Below are 19,469 nucleotides of genomic sequence, written 5' to 3'. Positions count from 1 at the left end.
GTCATGACAGTAGCCCCTTCGACGCAGAGCGTGGATGAAACGCGCCGTGACAATTCCCCCCGAGGGAATCAACAGGCCGATGTTGCCGACATCACCCCGGACGCTTTGCTCGATCAAGCCCGCGCCTCGCTAAACGAAGGCGAGCATGACAAAGCCAACCGGTTGGCGCAGTCGGCGTTGGATTGGGCTCAGAACGGCGCCAACCTGCAGCAGGAAGCACGCGCGTTGTCGTTCCTTGCACATTGCGACCGTCTCTCGTGGCGGCAACGCCGCGCGAGCGAGAGGAGCCGCAGGGCGGCCCAACTCTTCGAGTGCGTGGGTGACGTGCAGGGCGAGGCCGAAGCGCTCGTCACGCTCGGACAAGTGTCCCTCCACCTGATTGGGCGCAATGACGAGGCAGTCGAGGCCGCGCTGCTGTCGGTTCAACTTTGCGGGAAGCTGGCGCCAGGGCCGACGGCAGTCTTGGCTCATACGTGCCTGGGACTGACCTATTCGTGGTGCTGCGACGACCCAGATCGCGCAGACGAGGCTCTGGAGACGGCCGCCAAAATCGCACTTCGATGCGAGCCGAAGGTCAGCACCTACCAGCCTCGGCTCAACCAACTCTCGGTCGAGGCTTCACGACTGATCGAGGTGCGGTACCAAACGGGTCGACTGGGCAGCCTCGAAAAAATGCAGGCACTGGCCGAGGAATGCTGGAGACTCGAGCGCGTCGGCGAGGCCCGCCACAGCCTGCCTGGAATGCAGGCCATGGGGCGCACGATCTCGCTTATCTTGACTGGGCTTCTCCGGGCATGGGAAGGCGACTACGACGCCGCGGCGCTAGCGATTGAGTCGGCCAACTCGATGCTGCTCGGCACAAAAAACTGGCTGCACGCCTACCGGATTTGGGCTCTTGCGGAGCTCGCCTGGACGCAGCAGGACTGGCCCACCGTCGAGATCGAACTCGTGCGCATGCGCGAATCGGCGCTCGCCCTAGAACACGAGCAACTCGCGTGCAGAGCGCGCAGGTTGCTGGCCCAAGTCTACGATATGCAGGGCAAGCATGAGGCCGCTTCCGTAGAGCAGCGCACCCTGCGGCAGCGTGAACGCCTTCGGATCGCCGAGAGCATGAGTCGCCGCAAGGATCTTGTCGCGTGGCAGGTGGACGCACGCCAAAGCGAACGCCACTTGGTTCAGGTGCTCGTGGAATCTCGAGAAGTCGCCGAAGCAGACCGCGCGAAGACACAGTTCCTCGCTGCGGCCAGCCACGACCTACGCCAGCCGCTCCATAGCATGAATGTGCTGGTCGCTGCATTGAGCCTGCGCGATCTCGATGAACGCTCACGCGAGATCGTGGGGCTGCTAGAAACCGTAACTCAGACACTGTCCAAGCAGCTTGACGGACTGCTGGACATCTCCAAGCTAGACGCGGGGACAGTCCAGCCGGAGTTCGCTGTCCACCGCATAGACGAGTTGCTGGCGTCTTTGCATGCGACGCTCGCGCCCGTCGCCCGCGAACTAGGCATACGGTTAGAACTGGACCTCGCCGCCGAAGCCAGTGCGCTCACCGACGGCGCGCTCCTGACTCGCGCGTTCAGCAATCTAGCCGACAACGCCTTGAAGTTCACCGCGCGCGGCAACACCGTCAGGTTCTCTGTGGGGCGTGATGGGCAGCACGTTGTCGCGGCGGTGTCGGATACGGGTCGCGGCATTCCGCTCGATGAACAGACGCGAGTCTTTCAGGAGTTCTATCAAGGCGACAATCAGGAGCGCGATCGATCCAAGGGACTGGGCTTGGGTCTGTCGATCGTCAAGCGCCTGTGCGGTCTTCTAAGCGCCGAGCTATCGCTCGACTCGCGACCTGGCGAGGGTACGACGGTCACCCTGCGCCTACCCGAAGTGACAGCTCAGCCACGGCCAGCCCTGCGAGCGCGGCGTTTCACCGTGCCCAAGGGGCTGAGCGGGATCATCGTGGACGACGAACCGTTGGTGCGCGAAAGCATGCGTTTGCTGCTCACCGAGCTCGGTTGCACCGTGCATTTGGCCGACTGTACGGCGCAGGCCGAGCGCATCGCGCAGGTCTGCCACGTCAACGTCGTGCTGTCGGACTATCGCCTACGCGAAGGTGAGAATGGCTTGAACGCGATACGTGCGGTGCAGCGGATTCACCCCGATGCGAGTGGCACGTTGATATCCGGCGACATAACATCGAATTGCGTGCGTGATGCCAAATCGGCCCGGCTCCTTCTGCTGAACAAGCCGGTGACGCTGTCCGACCTGCTGAAGGTGCTAGGGTCAGAACAGTCAGTTCCCGGAGACGCCATTCTGCCGAAGAACCCAAACTGAAGTGATCATCGGCTATGCGGCGAACGGCCGGCGCGGGTTCTCCTCGGCTTCAGCCAATGGTGACGCCGCTCTTAGCGAGCAAGTACACCGCCTCGGTTCGACTTTGAACGTCGAGTTCGCGGAATATCGCGTTGAGGTGCTGCTTGACTGTTCCGTCCGAGATGTCGAGGTCGCGCGCGACCTGCTTGTTGGACATCCCGCGTGCGACGCGAGTCAGGACATCGGCGTGACGTTGCGTCAACCGTGGAAAACCTTCGCGAATACTGCGTAGGCACGTTGCACCATCGCCTCCAGCGGCTGAGGAACTTGGCGGCGAACCAGTTCTGGCCGTCGTGGCAAGCACCGCGACGGGCAGGTAGATACCTCCATGCCCGATGATGGTCAAGGCATCGATCAACAGCGCTGGTGAAGACTCCTTGGGAACGAATCCGGCTGCGCCGCCCTCGATTGCCGAACGGATGCAGCTGGCACTGCTTTCGCCCGAGACGATCACGATACGGCCATGCGGCAGCATTTCTTTGAGGGTGCTGAGCAACGCCGTTCCCGACAGACCGACCCCCAGGTGCCAGTCGAGCAGTACGAGTTCGAACGAGGTTTGCGCCGCCAGTTCGACCGCTTGCGGGCCTGACTCACAGCAGGTGATATCAGAGATCGAAGTCGACCCGGCCAACAGGAGGCGCAGGCCCTCGCTGAACAGAGAATGATCGTCGACGATAAGTGCGCGCACGTGCAGTTTCCAAATAGGCCAGGCTGGCCACCTGAGAACGCTATCACATGCAGTCGAGGCCTTCCTCTTCCATTGGTTATAGATCGTCCAGAGCCCGTCGGATGACCATTCGGCACATGTTCTGGCGCGCGGGGTCGGCCACAGTAGCTACCAAGGCGACGCAATCGCCCTGCTCGACATCGGCCTGCCGCAACGGCGCCGAGCTTCATTCCGCGGCTGTACCGAAAAGAGATTCACATGTCCCAATATCAACTCAACATCGGCTTCCTCCAGGCCGACCTCAACACGCTGCTGGCGGCGAACGAACTCGTCACGATCGTCAAGCAGACGAGCGCAGGTGGGGCGCCGACGATCGCCTGGGTGACGTTCAGCCCGTTCCTGACGAACAGCGTGACTTGGGAGGATGAATACACCCTGTATGCATCGAACACCGCGATCGAGGGCAACGCGACGATCGAGATGATGTCCCAGACTGCCGCTGCCGAGACGCAGAGGCTGATTTTCTCTTCGGGCTCCTTCCAGGGCGCGCAGCCGGGCGTGACCTTGCCCGGCGACACCTACGGCGTCCTGAACGGGGACACGGGCGTGCCGGCGCTGACGTTCGGGCTGGCGCAGCAGGCCAATGTCTCGGGCAACGCGGTGCCGTCCAGCCCGATCAACGCCCAGCTCGTCCCGATGCAGCAGAACGCGGCCTTCACCCCGCTCGACGTCATCCAGGTGTTCATGCAATCGAACACCAGCAATGGCATGGTGCTGTCGAACGTGACCGGCCCAGCGATCACGCTGACCTTCGGTGACGGTATCAATGAACTGGCGATCCAGTACGACGCCTCGGTCGGCGGCTTCACGCAGGCGGCAGTCGAGGCACTCGTGGCCGCCTGAGGCCTGGGTGTGAGGCGGCCGGCGCCAGCCCAGCCCGCTCCGTCCGCCTCGCCGTCGATCCGATATCAAACCGAAATTCCAGGAGTTCTCCATGAACGTACGCATCGCTTGCCTGCGGCAAGTCATTTTCCTGGCTGCCGCCGCATCCATCGCCGCATCCGGGGTTCACGCCCAGCCCGGCGTCCCGGCACCGCAGTCGCAAACGTCCGCGAGCGCGGATGTCGGCACCCAGACTGCCATCGCACGGGTCCAGTTGCCGAAGAGCCCGCCGTCGGCCTGCAAGGGCGACGGCGGCCTGACGGCCTCGGCAACTATGAACGGCTGCACGCCGGCCGCATGCAATGCCACACGACAGTCCGCGATCGCGAAACTGCGCGGCCAAGTCGACCCCGTCTGCAGCAATTTCGTCCGCGCCGACGCGGACTGCGTCTCGAAAGGCTGTTGACGAACGTCAGATCGATTCATTGAGCACAGGCGCGTCATCGCTGCCATCACGTTGAAGCGCCTGCTCAGGGGGTAAAGCACGAGAGCCGTAGTAGCCCTTCGCCCTCGAGTCGGTCACCCAGGCGAGTACCCGGACGACGATGCCTCATTGCGTGCTGGCCCCGGCACGCACGCCTGCCTGGGCCTGGCGCCCGGCGAGCACCGTCATGACCGTCGTCCAGTTGGCAGCGACAAGCGAATCAATCAGGAACGGAGGCTCGTCGCCAGCGATCCAGTTGCGAACCGAAAACGCAGCCACGACTTCGCCGCCACGCAGCACCCGGACCTTCGTGTTCACCTCCTGCTCACCGCGCTCGTAGCGCTCCTTGCCGGCAACGAACAGTCGGGTCGGCGCCTTGCCGGACCCGAACAGCGCCGGCGTCGCGCCCCCGGACACCATGTAGGTGCCGAAGGCCGGCGAGATCCAGCCTCGCACCATCCCCAAAGCACCCGCCGCGATCCGGAGCATGTCCGGCTTTTGCTCCGCTCGCGTCGTCGCCTGCGTCGGCACGCCGTCGAGCTGCGCCTGCGTGTACTCGGGCAGGCGAACGAGGCGAGCATTGAAGCGGTTCGTATACACGTAGAACGACGAATCCACTTCGACCCTGAGCTCGCTTGCCGCTTGATCACCGGCGCGCACGCCCTGCTCCTTGGCCAGGTCCTGCAGCGCCCCTTCCAGCCGCTCGTACGCCTGTTCCTTGACCGCGGAACCAGCGTAGCGCCTGACGCCGATCGTCAGTGGCTGCCCTTGTATGGCGACCGCGGCCTGTTGCAACTCACCGACGAGCGCCACGTTTGCGGGCCCGTCCTTGGTTGCCTCATCTCCGGCAGATACGCCCGCTCCGAAAGTCAGAAGCAGAATGCCAAGCCACTGTCGCATGTTCCTTCTCCCTTGGTGTCACGGCGGCCAGGAACGGTCGTCCCTTCCATTCTGCTCACGGCCCACTTCTCCGCAACCTTGCCCCTACTGCTTGTCGTGCGCGCGCCGCCATTCCCATGGCGGTATCGGGCTTGCGTCCGACCAGAGACCGATGTGGCTGTTGCGCACCTGCTGCTCAATGGCAGCAAGCCCCGCGTCGCGGGAGTACGCGGTGTACTGCCACGCCATGCCAAGCCGCACCAGTGCTTCGCTCACGTCGGTGCCGTCGACACGAACCTCGGCAATCGGCCGGCAGTTCCGATCCACCTGATGCCACCGCATCTGCACCGTGCGCCTCCAGACAAGGTCGCGCAGCGCCTGCTCCGCGCGGTGGCCGAAGGCCTGACGCTTCTCGGGTGCATCGATTCGCGCAAGTCGGATGCGCCGAGGAGCGCCTCCGATGTCCGCAACGAACGTGTCGCCATCCACCACGCCAGCGGCAATGACCTCGGCGCTCCCAATGTGGGGCAATCGAGGAATACCGCGTCGTTCCTCGTCCGCACAGCCGCTGCCTGCCCAAGTGCTGGAGATGGCCAACGAGAGGACCGCGGCGGCAAGCAACTGCCGGATCACGCGCAGGGATGCCTCGTCTCCGATCATGACCTCAGTTTGGTATGGGGCTGGCGAGCTCGGCGACGCAGTCCTGCAGTCGTCTCGCCACCCGTTGCACATCGGCGTGGCCCAGATGTCGCACCGCGCCTCGCACGCGCGCCAGAGCGCCCGCGACTTCGTAGTCGAACGCCTCCTCGTCCGCGGTGTCGCGGCCTTCGTACTGCGCCACCTCGGTCTTTCCTCGCATCTGCTGCGCCGCGATGTCGAGGAAGAATCTCCTGTTCGGCGTCTGCACGTGGTAGAGCAGCTGGGTCGAGACGTACACGCAGGCGTCCCCGCACGGGCCGGTGATCACGATGGTCTCCGCATCGACATGTACCTCATGCCCGCAGCCGCACTCGTACCCCAGCGCCTGGGGCAACCACGATTGCGAGAACAGCACAACCGTGCAGTCCTTCTCGGCCGGCCGCGTGGTCAGCGGCTTGCCGGAGTGCGTGCTCAGGAGATCGGTCGCCACCGGCGACTCGACGCCATTGAGATCACGCTCCAACGCACGCATCAGGGCCCAGGTCAGGCTTTGAACGGGATGTCGCAGGTCCATGGAAACTCCTTCGTGACGTGAGTTCAGGTTCGCGCTGCTCGTCTTCGCATCAACCCTCAGCGCCCGCCCATTCCCCCTCGCGTACCGCATCCACGGTACGAAGCATCTGGCGCCCGAGTTCGCCGGCCCGCCAGAGGAACGCCTCACGAGTGCGCGCAGGCACCGCTCGATCGACGGCCGTCAACGCGCTGTTGCGAAGACCTGCGCCATCCCCAATGTCGACCAGGAGGTCGAAGTGCCCGCTGCCGTCGAGTTCGACGCACATGGTGTCCGAGAAGGCGATGCCGAAGCCACCGATCAGGCGCCGGTGCGCAGCATCGATGAGGGCACACGCCGCGTTGGTCACCGACGCTCCGTCATTGCGACCCCACGGCCCCATGTCCACCAGCAGCAGGCTGGCCAGACCGGCGGACTCCTTGATGGCAGCCACCGCGAGGACTCCATCGCGTCCGGGAACCGGTCTCGCGGTCGGCGTCGAACAGTGCAGGCGCAGGTAGCGAACGATGGGCTTCATGGAACGGCTCTCCTTTGCGGAGATGTTCAGTGGCGGTGGATGACGACCAAGGGCCGCGCTCACGCCGGCATCAACCGACGATGGCGAAGCCACTCCTCCAGCGACTCGGACAGCCGGATCGCTGCGCGTGCCCGCGTGAGCGCCACGTACAGGATGTGGACCTCTTCCTGCACCACTCCGTCCGGACCGACCTCCTTGCCATCCTCGAAGAAGCGCATGTAGTCGTCCGCCAGCCACACCTGATCGAACTCCAGCCCCTTCGACTTGTGCGCGGTGCTGAGGAAGATGCCGTCGAATCGGCGCCATGCTTCCTTGTCCATCTCGACGTGCCGCGACTTGATCTCGTCGACGAGATCCGGCACACGCTGGCCGTACTCGGCAACGACACGCACGAGGTGCTTCAGCTCGGGGTCTTCCGCTTCCTCTGCCAAGCTGGCCAGTGCCTCGAACGACTCGAACGACTTGAGGTACGGGTCACGCATCAGCCCTCGATCGCCGCAGGACAGGTAGTAGGCGTCGAGGATCTTCTCGAGCTTGTAGCCCTCCGTGCCGCCAACGAAGTGGAAGCGCCGGTTCAGCGCGAGGAACGAGACCGCTTCCTCGAAGATGCAGGCATTGGTCCGCGCGATCACGGCGAAGCCCTTCTTCGTGTCCACCGCGAACCGCGTGCGTTTCGGCTCGCCGGCGCCGACCAGAGGCTGATCGAAACCGGGCGTGAAGGCAGACAGCAGCGCGTTCGCCACCGCCGCGATGCCTTCGCCGAAGCGAAAGCTGCGCGTGAGGGGAAGCCGCTCGTCGGCGTCGAGAGCCTGGAGCGCGTCGATCGACCCTCGGAAGCCGTAGATCGAGTTGTGCGTAACGATTCCGTTCGCGATGAAGTTATGGGTTCGCTCGATGTTAAGGTCGAACACCTTGCAATCGCCTTCCCTGACCTCGACCTCTTGAACGAGGTCCAGTTCCCCCTCGTCATTGAGCATCGCCATGCCCGGCTGAACGCTCGCGGCGGGCATGAATCGCAGGGTCACGCCCTGCCCTACGCTCAGCTTGCGCACGATGAGCGCGCCGCCCAGAGCTTCCGCGACCTTCTCGGCCGCCTTCTCGGCAGCGCCAAAGTCGCTGAACGAGCTTTCCAGCCTCCATCCCCTCGACCGCTTTGCCGGCCGGGTGGGGAAGCCCGAAGCTGCCATGGCTCGGGCATCCGCATCGTCCGAGCCGCTGACGGAAAAACGGTGCAGCGGTTTTGATTCTCGCGGATCGCCGCACAAGGTGATTGCGATGTTCCTCCGCCCCTCGCCCTTGCAGCGGCTCAGGAAGTGCGGCGCCCCTGAGGAGAAGCCCAGGTCATGCAGCAACTTGTCGCCTCCCAAGTGAGAAGGCACGCGCTGAAAGATTTCGTGGATCGAGGTCTGGAAACTTGCAGCGCCCTGCGAGGTCCATGCAGGCGTCCTCCTATAGAACACTATCGTCGGAAGTCCATAGTTGGCCGCCACAACCGCCTCTTCGACGCGAGCGGCCAGTTCGCTCGGATGCGTACTGACAATCCAGCCGCAGTCCGCCTGTTCCTGACTGACGCGGACCTTCACGCCGTATTGCGACTCGCCCTTTCGTGCGATCGGGGAATACATGCGTGTCGTCCCAACCCGAAACCAGTCGCCTCTCCGCATCAAGTACACCATGTGCGGCGAGTTCGATCGGAGGTACCTTCCCGATGCTCCCTCCACGAACTCGGCGAAGTGCGTGTGCTCCGGCGTCGATGTGAGCTCACGACCCGATACGAGCCGGATTCGAACAAGCTTCCCGACACGCTTGCGTCGGAAAACGTTGGCAACAACTGCCGAAGAGAACTTGCCACCGCCTACGGTCGTCCGGACACGATCTCCCGGTTCGATCCGCTCGATCGGTACGACCGTCCCGTCGGCGCGCGCAACCAGCGTCCCTTCAACGACGCACTGGTGGGCATCTCCGACGAGGACCATCGGCACGCTCTGCCGCCGCACGATGTCGAACGTGCAGAGGTTCAGGTCCTGCGCTTCGTCGACCAGGATCGTGTCGAAGCCGCGCAGCACCGGCTGCTCCATCTGGAAGAGCTTGAGGTAGCCGTCGTGCGGAAGCCTGATGTCCGGCACGCGCCCCTGGACCATCGCCGACCACACATCTCGCGCGACCGCGATGACGACGCTCGGGTCAGCCATCCTGGCCGCCAGTTCGGGGGGCACATGCTGCTGTCCGATCGTCGGTTCGAGCGCGCCGCACCAGCGCGCAATCGTCTGCAGCGCAGCGGTTGCGGTCAGAGCGCCGCAGCCGAATGCACGGGCGATGCTGGATGGGTAGGTGTTGCCCATGCGATCCTTGGCTCTTGCGCCATAAAGCTCTGCGGCCTTGCGCCACGACATCGAGTGGGTCGTGCGCGATGTGACGTTGGCCGGCATCCGCTCCTGTGCTTCGAGCTGGATCGACTTGTTGAACGCCAGGTAGAGAATTCGACGGCTGGGCCTGGCAGCGGCGTACTCGCACAGCGTCGTGGTCTTCGCGGCCCCTGCGCCTGCCTGGACTGCGAGTCGGCCGGCCCCGGAGCGCACGACCCGGTGCTGCTCGTCCGTCAGTTCCATCGCACGCGCCCCCACCACGAACTGCGTCGATCGACCATGGGTCGGATCGGCTGTTCGTCGAGAAGCCACTGGCGATACGACCAGAGGCACATGAGCGTGTTGGTCACGTACATGCCGATCGACCACCACAAGCCGACGTAGGCCGCCAAGCCGATCATCACGACGTTCGCCGCGACCCAGAGGATGAACCCCTGCCTGCGCCGAAGCCCGTTGAGCACCTGGCCGAGCAACGTGAGCGCCCAGCCAACGATCTGAAGTGTTTGCGCCAGGGCGCTTGTTGATGGTTCCATGTTGACCTCGCTTTCGAATCCATTCTTGAGCCGCGCCGCGATGCGTCAAGGTGGCGCAGGGGGAAGCGGCCAGTCGCTTCTCCTCCAGTCGCCCGCCGAGGGCGACCTGCAGCGAGCCGAGGATCGATGAGGTCGCCCGGATGCCATCGACGACGATGACCACGGCCGCGTGGCCGCTCACCGAGCACTGAACAACACGCCGGTCGACCTGCCGACTCGCTTCAAGCAGCAGGCCGCTCTTGCGCACGTCGCGCATCTCTTGGACATCGGTACACGGATGCTGCAGGCGCGGGCGTGCCCCCCGCCAACGGAAATTCCGCCTCCAGTGGCGCCTGTCGGCCCTACCAAAACTTTTCGGCCACAGAGGAACGCGATCAGGCCGAGGCGACCAGCGATTGCCTGCTGCGCCTGCCGACTGCTGGACGACGCTTCGACCGCTGCGGTTCATCCGCTGGATACCCGAAGCGCCGCCAAACCTCCGGCTTCACCTCGATGGGCGCGGTGCGCAGCGTGTCCAAGTTGATGACCGCACCGTGCACCGACAGCCGGCCTTGCGAGAACAGGCGATAGAGCAGTTGGCAGCCGAAGGTCACGACGGCATCGTTGACGAACAGGCCTTGCGAGGCCAGGGACATGCGCACGGAGCACGAGGGCGCGTTGTCGTCGCGGATCGAAGCGTCGAGGATTTCCCGATAGAGGTCGGTGACGACCGGCAACCGAGGACCGTACTTCCTCTCATCCCAGGCGCGTCCTTGCGGCTGGCCCAGCACGGCCTGTGCCGTGGACTCGGTGTTGCCCAGGTCGAGCCAGTAGCTGGCGCCGCGCGTTGAGGTGTGGAGTTCCCGCCGCGCGGAGCGGGAGTCAACGCACGACACGACGAGCGTCGCCTCGCTCGGCCACGTCGTCGGCTCGTATCGCGCCGGCACCGCCGCCCAGTCGAGCCCGTAGAAGAGGTTCAGCCGGTGGACCGTGAGCACGGCCTTGTTGTGACCAACATCAGAGGGGCTGTAGAGCTGGCGCCCCACATTCGACTCGCTCACCTCATCCGGGTCCCAGGCCGTGACGCGCAGGCCTTCCGGATGGCCCAATGCGCGCATCGCGATGTCCAGCCGGGCAAGACGCGCCGCCATCTGCGCACCGTTGCCGCCGACCCCGACCAAGTGGACATGAACCCGCTGCTGCAGGAGGCGTGGATCGATCAGATGTTCCATTGGCTGTGCGCTTCGAATCCCATCGAAGCCAGTGTCGGGCAGCGACCCTGCAGATCAACCTCTTGCGGCAGCTGTCGCCGGACCCATGGATGCGGCAGCTTGAGGAAGTGGCCGTTGATCGCGAGCCGGAGTGCCGCAGAGGGCTGGGCCCGGTCCAGGTTCCCGAAAACGCCGCAGACCTTCACACCCTGGTCGTCGGCATCGTCCGTCGTGGACCAGAAGGCACCCAGGACCCCATGCGTGTGGAGGTCGACCGCCAGTTCCTCGTCGGCGTCCATGGCATCGATGCGATAGCGGATCGCCGCGGGCCCCGCCTCCAGCGCTTCATGCAGCACCAACCGAAGAGCGCCGCGCGTCTTGGAGAAGACCAGCGCGCCGGCCGCCTCGTTGGGCAGCGAACGCCGCCCATGAGCGATGAACTCGTCCAGCAATCGCAGCGGGATCACGCCGAACGCGAAGGACAGGTGCTCGTGCACCACTCCATACGGCAACGGAGGCGTCGCCGGCAGATCGCCGAGCTTGAGGACGCAACGCATCCAGGTGCGCGTGACCTCCAGGAACACCCCGTTCCTGGCCAACAGGACGCGCTGTCCAGGCTGTGCCGAGGGCAGCTCCCCGAATCGGGGGACAGGTACGACGGGACAGGCCGACTGCAAGGCCGCGTCGCGCGGGTCGATGGTCATGCCTGCCCTCGAAGCCCGAGCACCTGGGCCAGTGTCCGATGGCATGGCACCAGCACGTGCTCGGGGAATTCCTGGTGGCGCCCGTCCAGCATGTCGGTCCAGAACTTGAAGGTTCCACCCTTGTACGTCACGAGCTTTCCCTGCACGTTCGGGTGTGTGAAGAACGAACCGAAGAACGCATCGTTCCACGCCCTGATGCGCTCGGCCGTGGTTCCTTCTGGCAGATGGACGTTGCCGGTGCAGATCCCTCCGTCCGCATAGACGTTGAAGTACGGGGCCTGATAGAGCGGCGTCTCTTCGGTCGGGCGCGCGGAGCCCTTCAAGGCCCACACGCACCAGCGTCGGCCGTGTTCGGCGCGAAAGACAAGGCCCGGGTGCGGCACCACTTCTCCCCGCTCCGGCGATCCGAGACTCTCGGAGCGAAACGCGATGTGTCGGCGCGCCGGCGGCACCCACCAGGCCATCGCGCTGCCCTCCAGGTACAGCAGTTCGGGCGGCACGAAGCCGCCACGCATGGCGTTGTTGGACAGTTCGAGCGCCAGGCGCACCGCCGCTTCGGATGCAAAGGCCATCCCCTCAAGAATGACCGGATGCTTGCCGGTAGCGTCGATGCCATGCACGCTGGCGAAGCACACGCCCGCGTCGCCTTCGTACAGCAGGATCGCCTGCGACAGCTTGAGCGGCGCCTCCTTGCCCGCGGTGATGTCGAACGAAACCTTCTTCATCGGAATCCCTTCGGTATGCGCAGCCAGTCTCCGGCCGACAGCTCGAAGATCAAGTTGTCCAAGAGGCGGATCCCTTCGAGACGCGGCTTCATCAGCTTCATCCACGCATTCACGGACGCATCCTCCTCCAGGTCGAAGCGATGCTCGCCGCACCAGTCGACGTACTCGGCTTGGCAAGCGTCGTTGCAAAAGTCGTCGAAGATGCGCGCGACAACGTCACCGTCCCGCCACACGAGCACCGGTCCGAAACCGATGAACGAGCCGTCTCCTTGAGGGCGGCACTCATCCTTCAGACGCAGGTGCTTGAGCGCGAGCACAAGCTGCGCTACCCGCCTTGCCTTTTGGCTGCGCGCCGTCTCGGCGACGCCGGCCAGCACACGCTGCGACACCTTCTTGCGGCGCTTCGGCCATGTTGTGGCCCACGCAGGGAAGGCCTCATCGATCATCTTGCGGGTCACCATGCCGTCGCGCATGGCCTCGCGTTCGGCCTCATCGGCTGCGCACATTTCGTCGAGCGCCACCTCCTCGTTCTGCTCGCCGTACCAGTAGTGCTCCTGGGCCACGCCCATCGCATCCCATGCGGTGAACGCCGGCACCAGCAGCACGCCGATCAAGTCGATGGTGGTGAGCACCGTCTGGCCCAGCCCCGGCAGCAGCGCCTCCAGCGCGTCCAGGGCGGGGCCTACCGTGAACGGCTCGCACTCGCTGGACCACAACGCCGTGACCATGCCCGGACCGGCCGGCCGGCCGCTGAACTCCTCGTCGGCCTTTCCCACCATCAGCCGCAGATGCAGGGTCAGGCACTGCATCCCCTCCACCTGCTCTTCGATCCAGTGCTCCAGGTGCTTCCTCGCCGTCTGGAGCGGCTCCTGCGCCGCGCGGGCTGGCGCTGCCTGGGGAATGACCTTCGCTTCGTACAGGCGTCGCGCCAGCAGCGCGGTGCTCGCGTTGGTGGACGTCAGCAACTGGAGGACATCCTTCTCGACCCGCCCCGGGTGGAGGTGCTTGCGCTCCCGTGTTCTGACAGCATCACGCTCGACTGCCTGCCATCCGGCCCGGCCGTTCGCTCAATCCGGATCCGGCACGCTCTCGCCGCCGCCCACGAACTGCTGGTCCGTTCGGCCAACACGGCGCTCGCTGGCCGCTGCGTGCTCGACAGCCCGACCCTGGTGAAGGACTACTTCAAGGTCCACTTCGCCGGCGTCGAGCGCGAGACCTTCGTCGTCGTCTTCCTCGATTCGCAGATGCGAGTCATTGCGACCGAGGAACTCTTCGCAGGCACCCTGAACCAGACCAGCGTCTATCCCCGCGAAGTCGTCAGACGCGCGATGCACCACAACGCTGGCGGCGTCATCCTCGGCCATCCGCACCCCAGCGGCCAGCCCCAGCCCTCCAGCGCCGACGAGTTCCTGACTCGGACTCTCAAGTCCGCGTTGAGTCTCGTGGATGTGCGCGTCCTCGACCACATGGTTGTTGCCGGGTCGAGTTGCATCAGCTTTGCGGAAATGGGCCTGCTGTGAAGGCCGAGACGACGCCGCAGCCGGAATGGATTGCGGCATGCGGCGGCACTGAGGCGCCGTTCACGACTCGCACAGGACGACGCCTGCTTTACATGTGGAACCCATTCACGGGTGAGCATGCGTACTACGACGTCGGCAACGACGTTTTCCTGTCCAACGACGAGGCCACCGCCGCCCTGGCGATGTGCTGATTCGACCGGGGCGCCACGGCGCCCCTTCTTTTCACAGAGGCTGTGAGGCTCAATCTCGCCGCCCTGAATCCCGAAGGAGCACCCCATGCCCCGTGCATTCGAAGCGCATCAAGTTCAGAAGAACGGAGACTATCATCAACGCCGCCGCGCTCTGGCGCCCGTAGTCGATGTCCTGCAGGGCGCACGATAGAGGTCCGTAAAGCGGCCACTCGTGGGCACCGGCAACGGCCATCAGCAGTCGACCGATGGAGGCGAGCGAGTGGCTGTTCAAGACTGGGTGCAGCCAGTCAGGATTCGCGGGCGAATGACCGCGGGCACCGATACTTGACTTTGGCCGGTTCGTCGGGCGGCTGACCGCTGTACCTCGGAACTTGCCCTTCTGCGGCGGCTGGTCGGACGGGCAAGTCAACCATCTGGTCGCGATGCCCGGCCAACGACTGCTCCCGTTGACGGCGAACTGGGACTTTCGATCCATCTGCGACATTCGTCGCGCGATTCTCAACGCCCGCAAGCAGTCACCGAACAAGGTACGGCGACGAGCTAGGCAGCTCAGTCGCGGTGCGCGCCTAAAGCCGCCTCAGTGCCCCGTGAGGCGCTAACCATTCATGCGCATCTGCGCGTACTCCTCAACCCGCTGCATCTTACGGTGGGCTGCGATGATGCTCCGCCCTCTTCAGAACTCATCGCGCAGGCGCCGATGCGCGTTTCGCCCTGACGACAACGCAGCGTTTTGCTTGCTCATCGGCCTTCGCATGCCGTCGTGAATCATCACCATGTTGAAGCCCCCGAGTCCCCGATCACAGTAAGCAGCCCGGCAACACTGCTTGGCGGACTGGCCACTAGTCTAGAAGCGATTCGGGAAAGGATCGTCCGGTAGCCTTTCTGGCATGCCCTCGGGCGGCGGCGGCGGCGGAGGCAGACCGTTCTTGCGCCAGTCCTGGTACGCAGAGTGAACGCGTGCGTACATGTCCATGATCTCGACCCAGATCGGGTTGACGGATTGCTCGTTGCCGCGAGCAATCGGCACCAGTCTGAAGTTGATGATCGCCACACCGACGAGGCAGGGGCCAAGTTTGTCGGCTACGCGGACGTGAATCGATCCAGCGCCATACGCGCTGATCTTCTTGGCGCCGGACCACTTACCGCGTGAGCCTCTAGGCCGTCCGAACGAGAACATGCCGGAGCCGAACTCGCAGACACGGTCAGCTGGACACAACAGGCTGAAGTCAGCCGAAAGCATCACGTACTCTTGGATCCATCGCCACTTGTCCCCTGGCTCTACTCGCAGCCATCGGTAGCCGCCGTACTCCATCGCCATGATCGCCTCCGCAGCCTAGCGGGGCACAGAATAGGATCAGCGGCAAGGACGCGCAAGTCGTAAACGGCAATGAAAGCTCGGCCGCAGACAAGCGGATGACTGGTCTGCTGCCAACGAGAGACGTTCGAAGCGATCGGCCGCGGCCGACCCGTTGCAGACGCAAACGCTACGCCAAACCGCGCTCTAAAGAATGCCGTTTAGCCCTTTAGTGCGCAAGCCAAAGGTTCGCCATGAACGCGCCGCCCGATACCTTATTGCGAAATCTCGCAGCTCTTGCCTGTCCACTTGAGCTTGATATGGCGCGGGAGAACTTCCAACTTCTTGAGCGGCACGGTGTCAAACGAACCGCCCCGACCTCACCCGGAGCGCTTACCGCGCGAGCGGTTTAGTCCTATGGAGTCGAAGGCGACCCCTACGTCTGTGGATTGCGCTCGGTACCCGCGTCTGGTCTACTGCATGGCGCTCCGATTTCTGCGTCCAGGGGAGGACCGATGGCGACCAACAAGCCGAGTGAGCCCGCAGGCGAGGCCCATGAAGGCGTTAAGCCGCTTCGCTCCGGAAGGGGGTCACTTGATACCCGCATCGACGCATGGGCGGCCCGCGCGATTCTGCGCCTTCCGAAGTGGTTGCAGCTCGTGTGGAAAAAGCTGCCCGGGACGGCGCCGCTGAAGCTTGGGGCTGCCGGCTGCACTGTGCTGGTCGTCGTGCTCCTGGCCGTCTTGTTCGTGTTCAGGCAGGACCCGCTGACGAAGTACCTGAACGCCAAATGGCCTCCGGTCACTCCGGACTCCATCCGAGCTGAATCGCTGAAGGCGAATGCTTCCGCCCTGAGTCGCCTGACGGGGCCGACGATTGCGTTGAGCGTGCAGCTGGGCGACGTGGAGAGCGCACTGTCGACCAAGGCCGCAACCGACCTCGGTCTCAAGAGCGCGAAGTTCACCGCCGACGACCAGGTGCTGCTTGTCGAAGTGGCCTTCGACCGCAAGTTCACAGAGAAGGATGCTGACAAGGACGACGAGAAGGCTCGCAAGCTGCTCAAGGAGTACGAACCGCACATCGCTGGCGTCATCAAGGTCTATGGGAGCATCGCCGGCGCCATGGCTGAGGACGCCGGCCAACCGAAGCTGGTCCTCAGGAACCAAGTAGGCTTGACGCATTTGACGGTTCAGAAGGTTGAAGTCGCCAAGTACGACGTGAAGCTTCTCGGCGAGGCGCTTGCCGGCGTGCTCAACCACTACCGCGACAACGTTGGAGGCTGGTTTGCGCAACAACCGATGGCCGAAGCCCACATCCCGCTGCTCTCCGCGGACCAGTACGACCCGAAGCGCATCTTCAAGCTCACAGGCGCCGGCTTGTCGGGCGCTATCGTCACGGAGGGCAACGCCCTGACGGTCCCTTTCCGGTTCGAAGGTCTGGCAGTGGTGATTGGTGACAGCAGGATGCGCGTCGTGGCCCAGATAGTGCCCATCACTCCTGATACTGCGATGCCGGCGGCGGGGCCGCTGCCCGTCGAGCCGACTTATGACGGCATCGGCAACCAGGTGTCGACCCTCGTGTCCGAGCGATTCGGGCTGGATCCGGACGAGGCGCAGAGCTTCGTCGCGATTCGCAAGGACGCCCTGGCGTTCGCGCTCAATCACGCGGTCAACCAGGTCGGCTTGTGCGTCGGCGCCCGCAACGCCAAAGCTGTTCTGCCGGAAGTTCACCAGACCTTGCGCGTGGAGCAGGACGCAGGCATCAAGTGCACCATGTCCCCCGACAGCTGCAGGTTCGACGCGGACGCTTGCAAGAACAACGCCGCGCAGGAGGACCCGTCCAAGTGCAATCAGTGCGTCCTCAAATCAGCGGGAATCTGCGGGCGCAATCCTCTCAACGGCAAGAAGACCTGCATCGGCGGAGGAAAGTGCATTCTGTCCGCGCCGGATGCCACCTGCGTCGCTTCAGTGGCCACGCGAAACAGCTTCAACCTCGCCGTCGCGACAACTCGTACCACGGCCTGCATGACCGAGAAGACCACGAAGAGCGCTTCCTGTGTGGCTGAGCAGTCGGCCAAGCGCCTGGAGTGCGAGACACGGCGCGAAACCGTGAAGGGCTTGCTAGGCGACGGAAAGCTGGCCCGCATCGGCGCTGCCGTGACCGTGTCGAGCGATGACGCCAAGATCTGCCTGACGGGGCTGCAGCTGTCGCCGGCGCTCGACACCGTGGCGGTGTCGGCTTCGGTCGAGGGGAACGTCGACGTCAGCCTGAAGTACAGCATCACGCCGATGGGGCTCGGACACCTTGCCTGCAAGTTTGCTGTCAGCGACTCGATGAAGGTCAAGGCATCGCTCGGCAAGCGCACCCTGGCGAGCTCGGGGACGCTGGAGTTCGTGCCCGACCCCGACGGCAAGAGCGGGGAGATGCGCGCGCGTATGAGCTCGCTGAAGTTTCATCCAACGCTCAAGCCTGGGCTTGCCGAACTCATGCTTAAGAGTCCGGCGCTGAACCTGTCGTGCACCGGCGTTGCTGAAATCACGGGCACGACCGTCGGCATGGCACCGTTCGCGCAGGAGCTGCGCGGCGATTTCGACTTCGAGGTCGAGAACCCGAGCATTGCGTACAGGCTGGACCCGTGGACACTTTCTGTCAAAGGGCAGGGCCTCCTGCTGACTACGCAGGTCGTGCCGACAACGAAGGCTCTGGCCGTGATGGCAAAGGTGCGTAGGTCCGCGAACGCCGCCTCCGCACCATAGGAATACGCGGGTGGGGGGCAACCGATGGCCCGGCACCCGGCGGACTAAGGTGAGTTCTGCCGCCTGGTACTTATCACCCGTGCAAGTCAAGCACCCGAAAGCTGCCAGCCGCCGAGAGCCGCTTCTGGCCGAGACTGTGAGTGCGAGGCCGTGCCAGGAAGCTGACTTTCGAATGGTGCGCGCGGCCGGCCAAGGTCAGCTGTCTGGCGCGGCCGTGAACTGGAAGTCCCGGCCATGAGCAGTCGTTCGAACGGTCGCGCGTCTGGAAGCGTGTCGACCTGGCGGGGTAGCATTGGCTGTCATTTACAACATGCCGTACGCGCAACGGCGCCCGCCCCATGGACACTCAACAACTGTTCGAGGAAGAGCTGCAGCGGCGCGGCATCGATTTCAGCATCGATCCCGAGTCAGGTCGTCATTCGTTGGACATCGGTGGCACCCGGATTCTGATCAACCTCACAATTCTGGACAGAGACCTTGCCAAGAGCGGTGACGTTGGTTGTGTGGCTCGCTTCGTGGATACCGTGATCGAATCGCGATCCGGCGCTATCGCCGATCTTTCCGCCGAGCAGCTTTACTGGGCGATGGAACCCAACAACTACGAAGAGCCGGCGGACTTTCGCGTTCCGCTGAGCGATCGGGTTGATCGTGTTCTCGTTCACCAGTCGTCCGATGGCTGTGCAATTAGCTGGGTCAGTCACGACATGTTGCAGAGACTGGGCCTGAGCGAAGCAGAAGCGGGAGGCAAGGCATTTACCAATCTGGCGCGGACCGTGCAGGAGGCCACTGTCGAATGGGAGGACATCGACGGTGTCCGGCTGGGTTATCTGGTCACCTCGTTACCCTTCAAGGCTTCGCTGTTGCTTGCGCCCAACCTTCGAGAGGTCGTGGAAAGCGTGACCGGATGGCCGGTCCTGGCCGTTGCTCCCGATCGCGACTTCCTCTATTTTTGGGCGGCCGAACACGCTGATTTCGTCGGGCGGCTTGGCGGCGTCGTGGTGCGCGAATACCAGGAAGCCGCCTACCCGATCTCAACAGAAGTCTTTGAAATCTCCGAGAGCCTATTTCGTGCCATCGGCGAATTTCCAATTCCGGCTTGATATCAATGTCGGCTCCGGGTCGTTGGCAGCCAACGTACCAAATGAACTCGCCGCCAGCAAGCCGTCATTGCTACTGATGATGCC

At 64.1% G+C, this 19,469-nt stretch carries 18 protein-coding genes; 6 read left to right on the top strand and 12 right to left on the bottom strand.

All coding sequences use genetic code 11. The annotated features are described in order from the left end of the window. Positions 1-3 precede the first annotated feature (3 nt). A complete protein-coding gene (locus tag ASC87_RS00255; protein ID WP_056654885.1) occupies positions 4-2,328 on the top strand; it encodes a hybrid sensor histidine kinase/response regulator in 2,325 nt (774 codons plus the stop codon). A gap of 49 nt (positions 2,329-2,377) precedes the next feature. Here the strand turns inward: ASC87_RS00255 and ASC87_RS00250 are convergent, their stop codons facing one another. Continuing rightward, complete coding sequence (locus ASC87_RS00250; RefSeq protein ID WP_056654883.1) at positions 2,378-3,055, bottom strand: response regulator transcription factor; 678 nt, start codon at positions 3,053-3,055, stop codon at positions 2,378-2,380. 237 nt (positions 3,056-3,292) lie between these two features. Between ASC87_RS00250 and ASC87_RS00245 the strand changes: the two genes are divergently transcribed. Beyond that, positions 3,293-3,937, top strand: a complete 645-nt coding sequence (locus ASC87_RS00245; protein WP_056654880.1) for a hypothetical protein — start codon at positions 3,293-3,295, stop codon at positions 3,935-3,937. Between the two features lie 91 nt (positions 3,938-4,028). Next, entirely contained in the window at positions 4,029-4,382 is a 354-nt protein-coding gene (locus tag ASC87_RS31425; protein WP_157603756.1) for a hypothetical protein, read from the top strand. A gap of 144 nt (positions 4,383-4,526) precedes the next feature. Here ASC87_RS31425 and ASC87_RS00235 read toward each other — a convergent pair whose 3' ends face one another. From ASC87_RS00235 to ASC87_RS32920, 10 genes are all read right to left on the bottom strand, one after another. Continuing rightward, positions 4,527-5,300 (bottom strand): hypothetical protein, encoded by a 774-nt coding sequence (locus ASC87_RS00235; protein ID WP_157603755.1) that lies wholly within the window; start codon positions 5,298-5,300, stop codon positions 4,527-4,529. 84 nt (positions 5,301-5,384) lie between these two features. Then, the gene (locus ASC87_RS00230; protein WP_056654874.1) at positions 5,385-5,939 is read right to left on the bottom strand and encodes a thermonuclease family protein; all 555 of its coding nucleotides are present in this window, start codon (positions 5,937-5,939) and stop codon (positions 5,385-5,387) included. Between the two features lie 4 nt (positions 5,940-5,943). Next, a complete protein-coding gene (locus tag ASC87_RS00225; RefSeq protein ID WP_056654872.1) occupies positions 5,944-6,492 on the bottom strand; it encodes a hypothetical protein in 549 nt (182 codons plus the stop codon). A gap of 49 nt (positions 6,493-6,541) precedes the next feature. After that, positions 6,542-7,006, bottom strand: coding sequence for a hypothetical protein (locus tag ASC87_RS00220; protein WP_056654870.1), 465 nt, complete (start codon positions 7,004-7,006; stop codon positions 6,542-6,544). A 59-nt stretch (positions 7,007-7,065) separates the two neighbouring features. Next, complete coding sequence (locus tag ASC87_RS00215; protein ID WP_157603754.1) at positions 7,066-9,615, bottom strand: 3'-5' exonuclease; 2,550 nt, start codon at positions 9,613-9,615, stop codon at positions 7,066-7,068. Beyond that, entirely contained in the window at positions 9,606-9,905 is a 300-nt protein-coding gene (locus ASC87_RS33645; protein WP_056654865.1) for a nicotinamide mononucleotide transporter, read from the bottom strand. The genes ASC87_RS00215 and ASC87_RS33645 overlap by 10 nt, the downstream gene beginning before the upstream one ends. A 374-nt stretch (positions 9,906-10,279) precedes the next feature. After that, on the bottom strand, positions 10,280-11,116 hold the full coding sequence (locus ASC87_RS00205; RefSeq protein WP_056654863.1) for a PRTRC system ThiF family protein: 837 nt from the start codon (positions 11,114-11,116) through the stop codon (positions 10,280-10,282). Further along, positions 11,104-11,799 carry a PRTRC system protein A gene (locus ASC87_RS00200; protein ID WP_162255105.1) on the bottom strand — a complete coding sequence of 232 codons (696 nt, stop codon included), beginning with the start codon at positions 11,797-11,799 and terminating at the stop codon, positions 11,104-11,106. Before ASC87_RS00200 ends, ASC87_RS00205 begins: the two co-directional genes overlap by 13 nt. Continuing rightward, complete coding sequence (locus ASC87_RS00195) at positions 11,796-12,524, bottom strand: PRTRC system protein B (RefSeq protein ID WP_056654859.1); 729 nt, start codon at positions 12,522-12,524, stop codon at positions 11,796-11,798. Before ASC87_RS00195 ends, ASC87_RS00200 begins: the two co-directional genes overlap by 4 nt. Further along, the gene (locus ASC87_RS32920; protein ID WP_056654856.1) at positions 12,521-13,489 is read right to left on the bottom strand and encodes a PRTRC system protein F; all 969 of its coding nucleotides are present in this window, start codon (positions 13,487-13,489) and stop codon (positions 12,521-12,523) included. Before ASC87_RS32920 ends, ASC87_RS00195 begins: the two co-directional genes overlap by 4 nt. Positions 13,490-13,519: 30 nt before the next feature. Here ASC87_RS32920 and radC point away from each other — a divergent pair, with 30 nt between their 5' ends. Further along, positions 13,520-14,044, top strand: a complete 525-nt coding sequence (radC, locus tag ASC87_RS32915; protein WP_056654854.1) for a DNA repair protein RadC — start codon at positions 13,520-13,522, stop codon at positions 14,042-14,044. 1,035 nt (positions 14,045-15,079) lie between these two features. Here radC and ASC87_RS00175 read toward each other — a convergent pair. Further along, positions 15,080-15,553, bottom strand: coding sequence for a hypothetical protein (locus ASC87_RS00175; RefSeq protein WP_056654850.1), 474 nt, complete (start codon positions 15,551-15,553; stop codon positions 15,080-15,082). Between the two features lie 491 nt (positions 15,554-16,044). On the opposite strand from ASC87_RS00175, the gene ASC87_RS00170 reads away from it, so the two are divergent. Next, the gene (locus ASC87_RS00170; protein ID WP_056654848.1) at positions 16,045-18,285 is read left to right on the top strand and encodes a hypothetical protein; all 2,241 of its coding nucleotides are present in this window, start codon (positions 16,045-16,047) and stop codon (positions 18,283-18,285) included. Positions 18,286-18,623: 338 nt separating this feature from the next. Then, positions 18,624-19,385 (top strand): hypothetical protein, encoded by a 762-nt coding sequence (locus ASC87_RS00165; RefSeq protein WP_056654846.1) that lies wholly within the window; start codon positions 18,624-18,626, stop codon positions 19,383-19,385. The last annotated feature ends 84 nt before the right edge of the window (positions 19,386-19,469 follow it).

It is taken from the genome of Rhizobacter sp. Root1221, from assembly GCF_001425785.1.
GTDB lineage: Bacteria > Pseudomonadota > Gammaproteobacteria > Burkholderiales > Burkholderiaceae_C > Rhizobacter.
Note: the sequence above shows the minus strand (reverse complement) of the source record. Positions and strands in the feature narration are given on the sequence as shown.

Excerpts from the sequence above, each read along its gene's own strand:
- ASC87_RS00175 (WP_056654850.1), bottom strand. The coding sequence starts at position 15,553 with ATGGCGATGGAGTACGGCGGCTACCGATGGCTGCGAGTAGAGCCAGGG.
- ASC87_RS33645 (WP_056654865.1), bottom strand. The coding sequence starts at position 9,905 with ATGGAACCATCAACAAGCGCCCTGGCGCAAACACTTCAGATCGTTGGC.
- ASC87_RS00165 (WP_056654846.1), top strand. The coding sequence starts at position 18,624 with ATGGACACTCAACAACTGTTCGAGGAAGAGCTGCAGCGGCGCGGCATC.
- ASC87_RS31425 (WP_157603756.1), top strand. The coding sequence starts at position 4,029 with ATGAACGTACGCATCGCTTGCCTGCGGCAAGTCATTTTCCTGGCTGCC.
- ASC87_RS00170 (WP_056654848.1), top strand. The coding sequence starts at position 16,045 with ATGGCGACCAACAAGCCGAGTGAGCCCGCAGGCGAGGCCCATGAAGGC.
- ASC87_RS00205 (WP_056654863.1), bottom strand. The coding sequence starts at position 11,116 with ATGGAACATCTGATCGATCCACGCCTCCTGCAGCAGCGGGTTCATGTC.
- ASC87_RS00235 (WP_157603755.1), bottom strand. The coding sequence starts at position 5,300 with ATGCGACAGTGGCTTGGCATTCTGCTTCTGACTTTCGGAGCGGGCGTA.
- ASC87_RS00225 (WP_056654872.1), bottom strand. The coding sequence starts at position 6,492 with ATGGACCTGCGACATCCCGTTCAAAGCCTGACCTGGGCCCTGATGCGT.
- ASC87_RS00195 (WP_056654859.1), bottom strand. The coding sequence starts at position 12,524 with ATGAAGAAGGTTTCGTTCGACATCACCGCGGGCAAGGAGGCGCCGCTC.
- ASC87_RS00255 (WP_056654885.1), top strand. The coding sequence starts at position 4 with ATGACAGTAGCCCCTTCGACGCAGAGCGTGGATGAAACGCGCCGTGAC.
- ASC87_RS00215 (WP_157603754.1), bottom strand. The coding sequence starts at position 9,615 with ATGGAACTGACGGACGAGCAGCACCGGGTCGTGCGCTCCGGGGCCGGC.
- ASC87_RS00200 (WP_162255105.1), bottom strand. The coding sequence starts at position 11,799 with ATGACCATCGACCCGCGCGACGCGGCCTTGCAGTCGGCCTGTCCCGTC.
- ASC87_RS00220 (WP_056654870.1), bottom strand. The coding sequence starts at position 7,006 with ATGAAGCCCATCGTTCGCTACCTGCGCCTGCACTGTTCGACGCCGACC.
- ASC87_RS00245 (WP_056654880.1), top strand. The coding sequence starts at position 3,293 with ATGTCCCAATATCAACTCAACATCGGCTTCCTCCAGGCCGACCTCAAC.
- ASC87_RS00230 (WP_056654874.1), bottom strand. The coding sequence starts at position 5,939 with ATGATCGGAGACGAGGCATCCCTGCGCGTGATCCGGCAGTTGCTTGCC.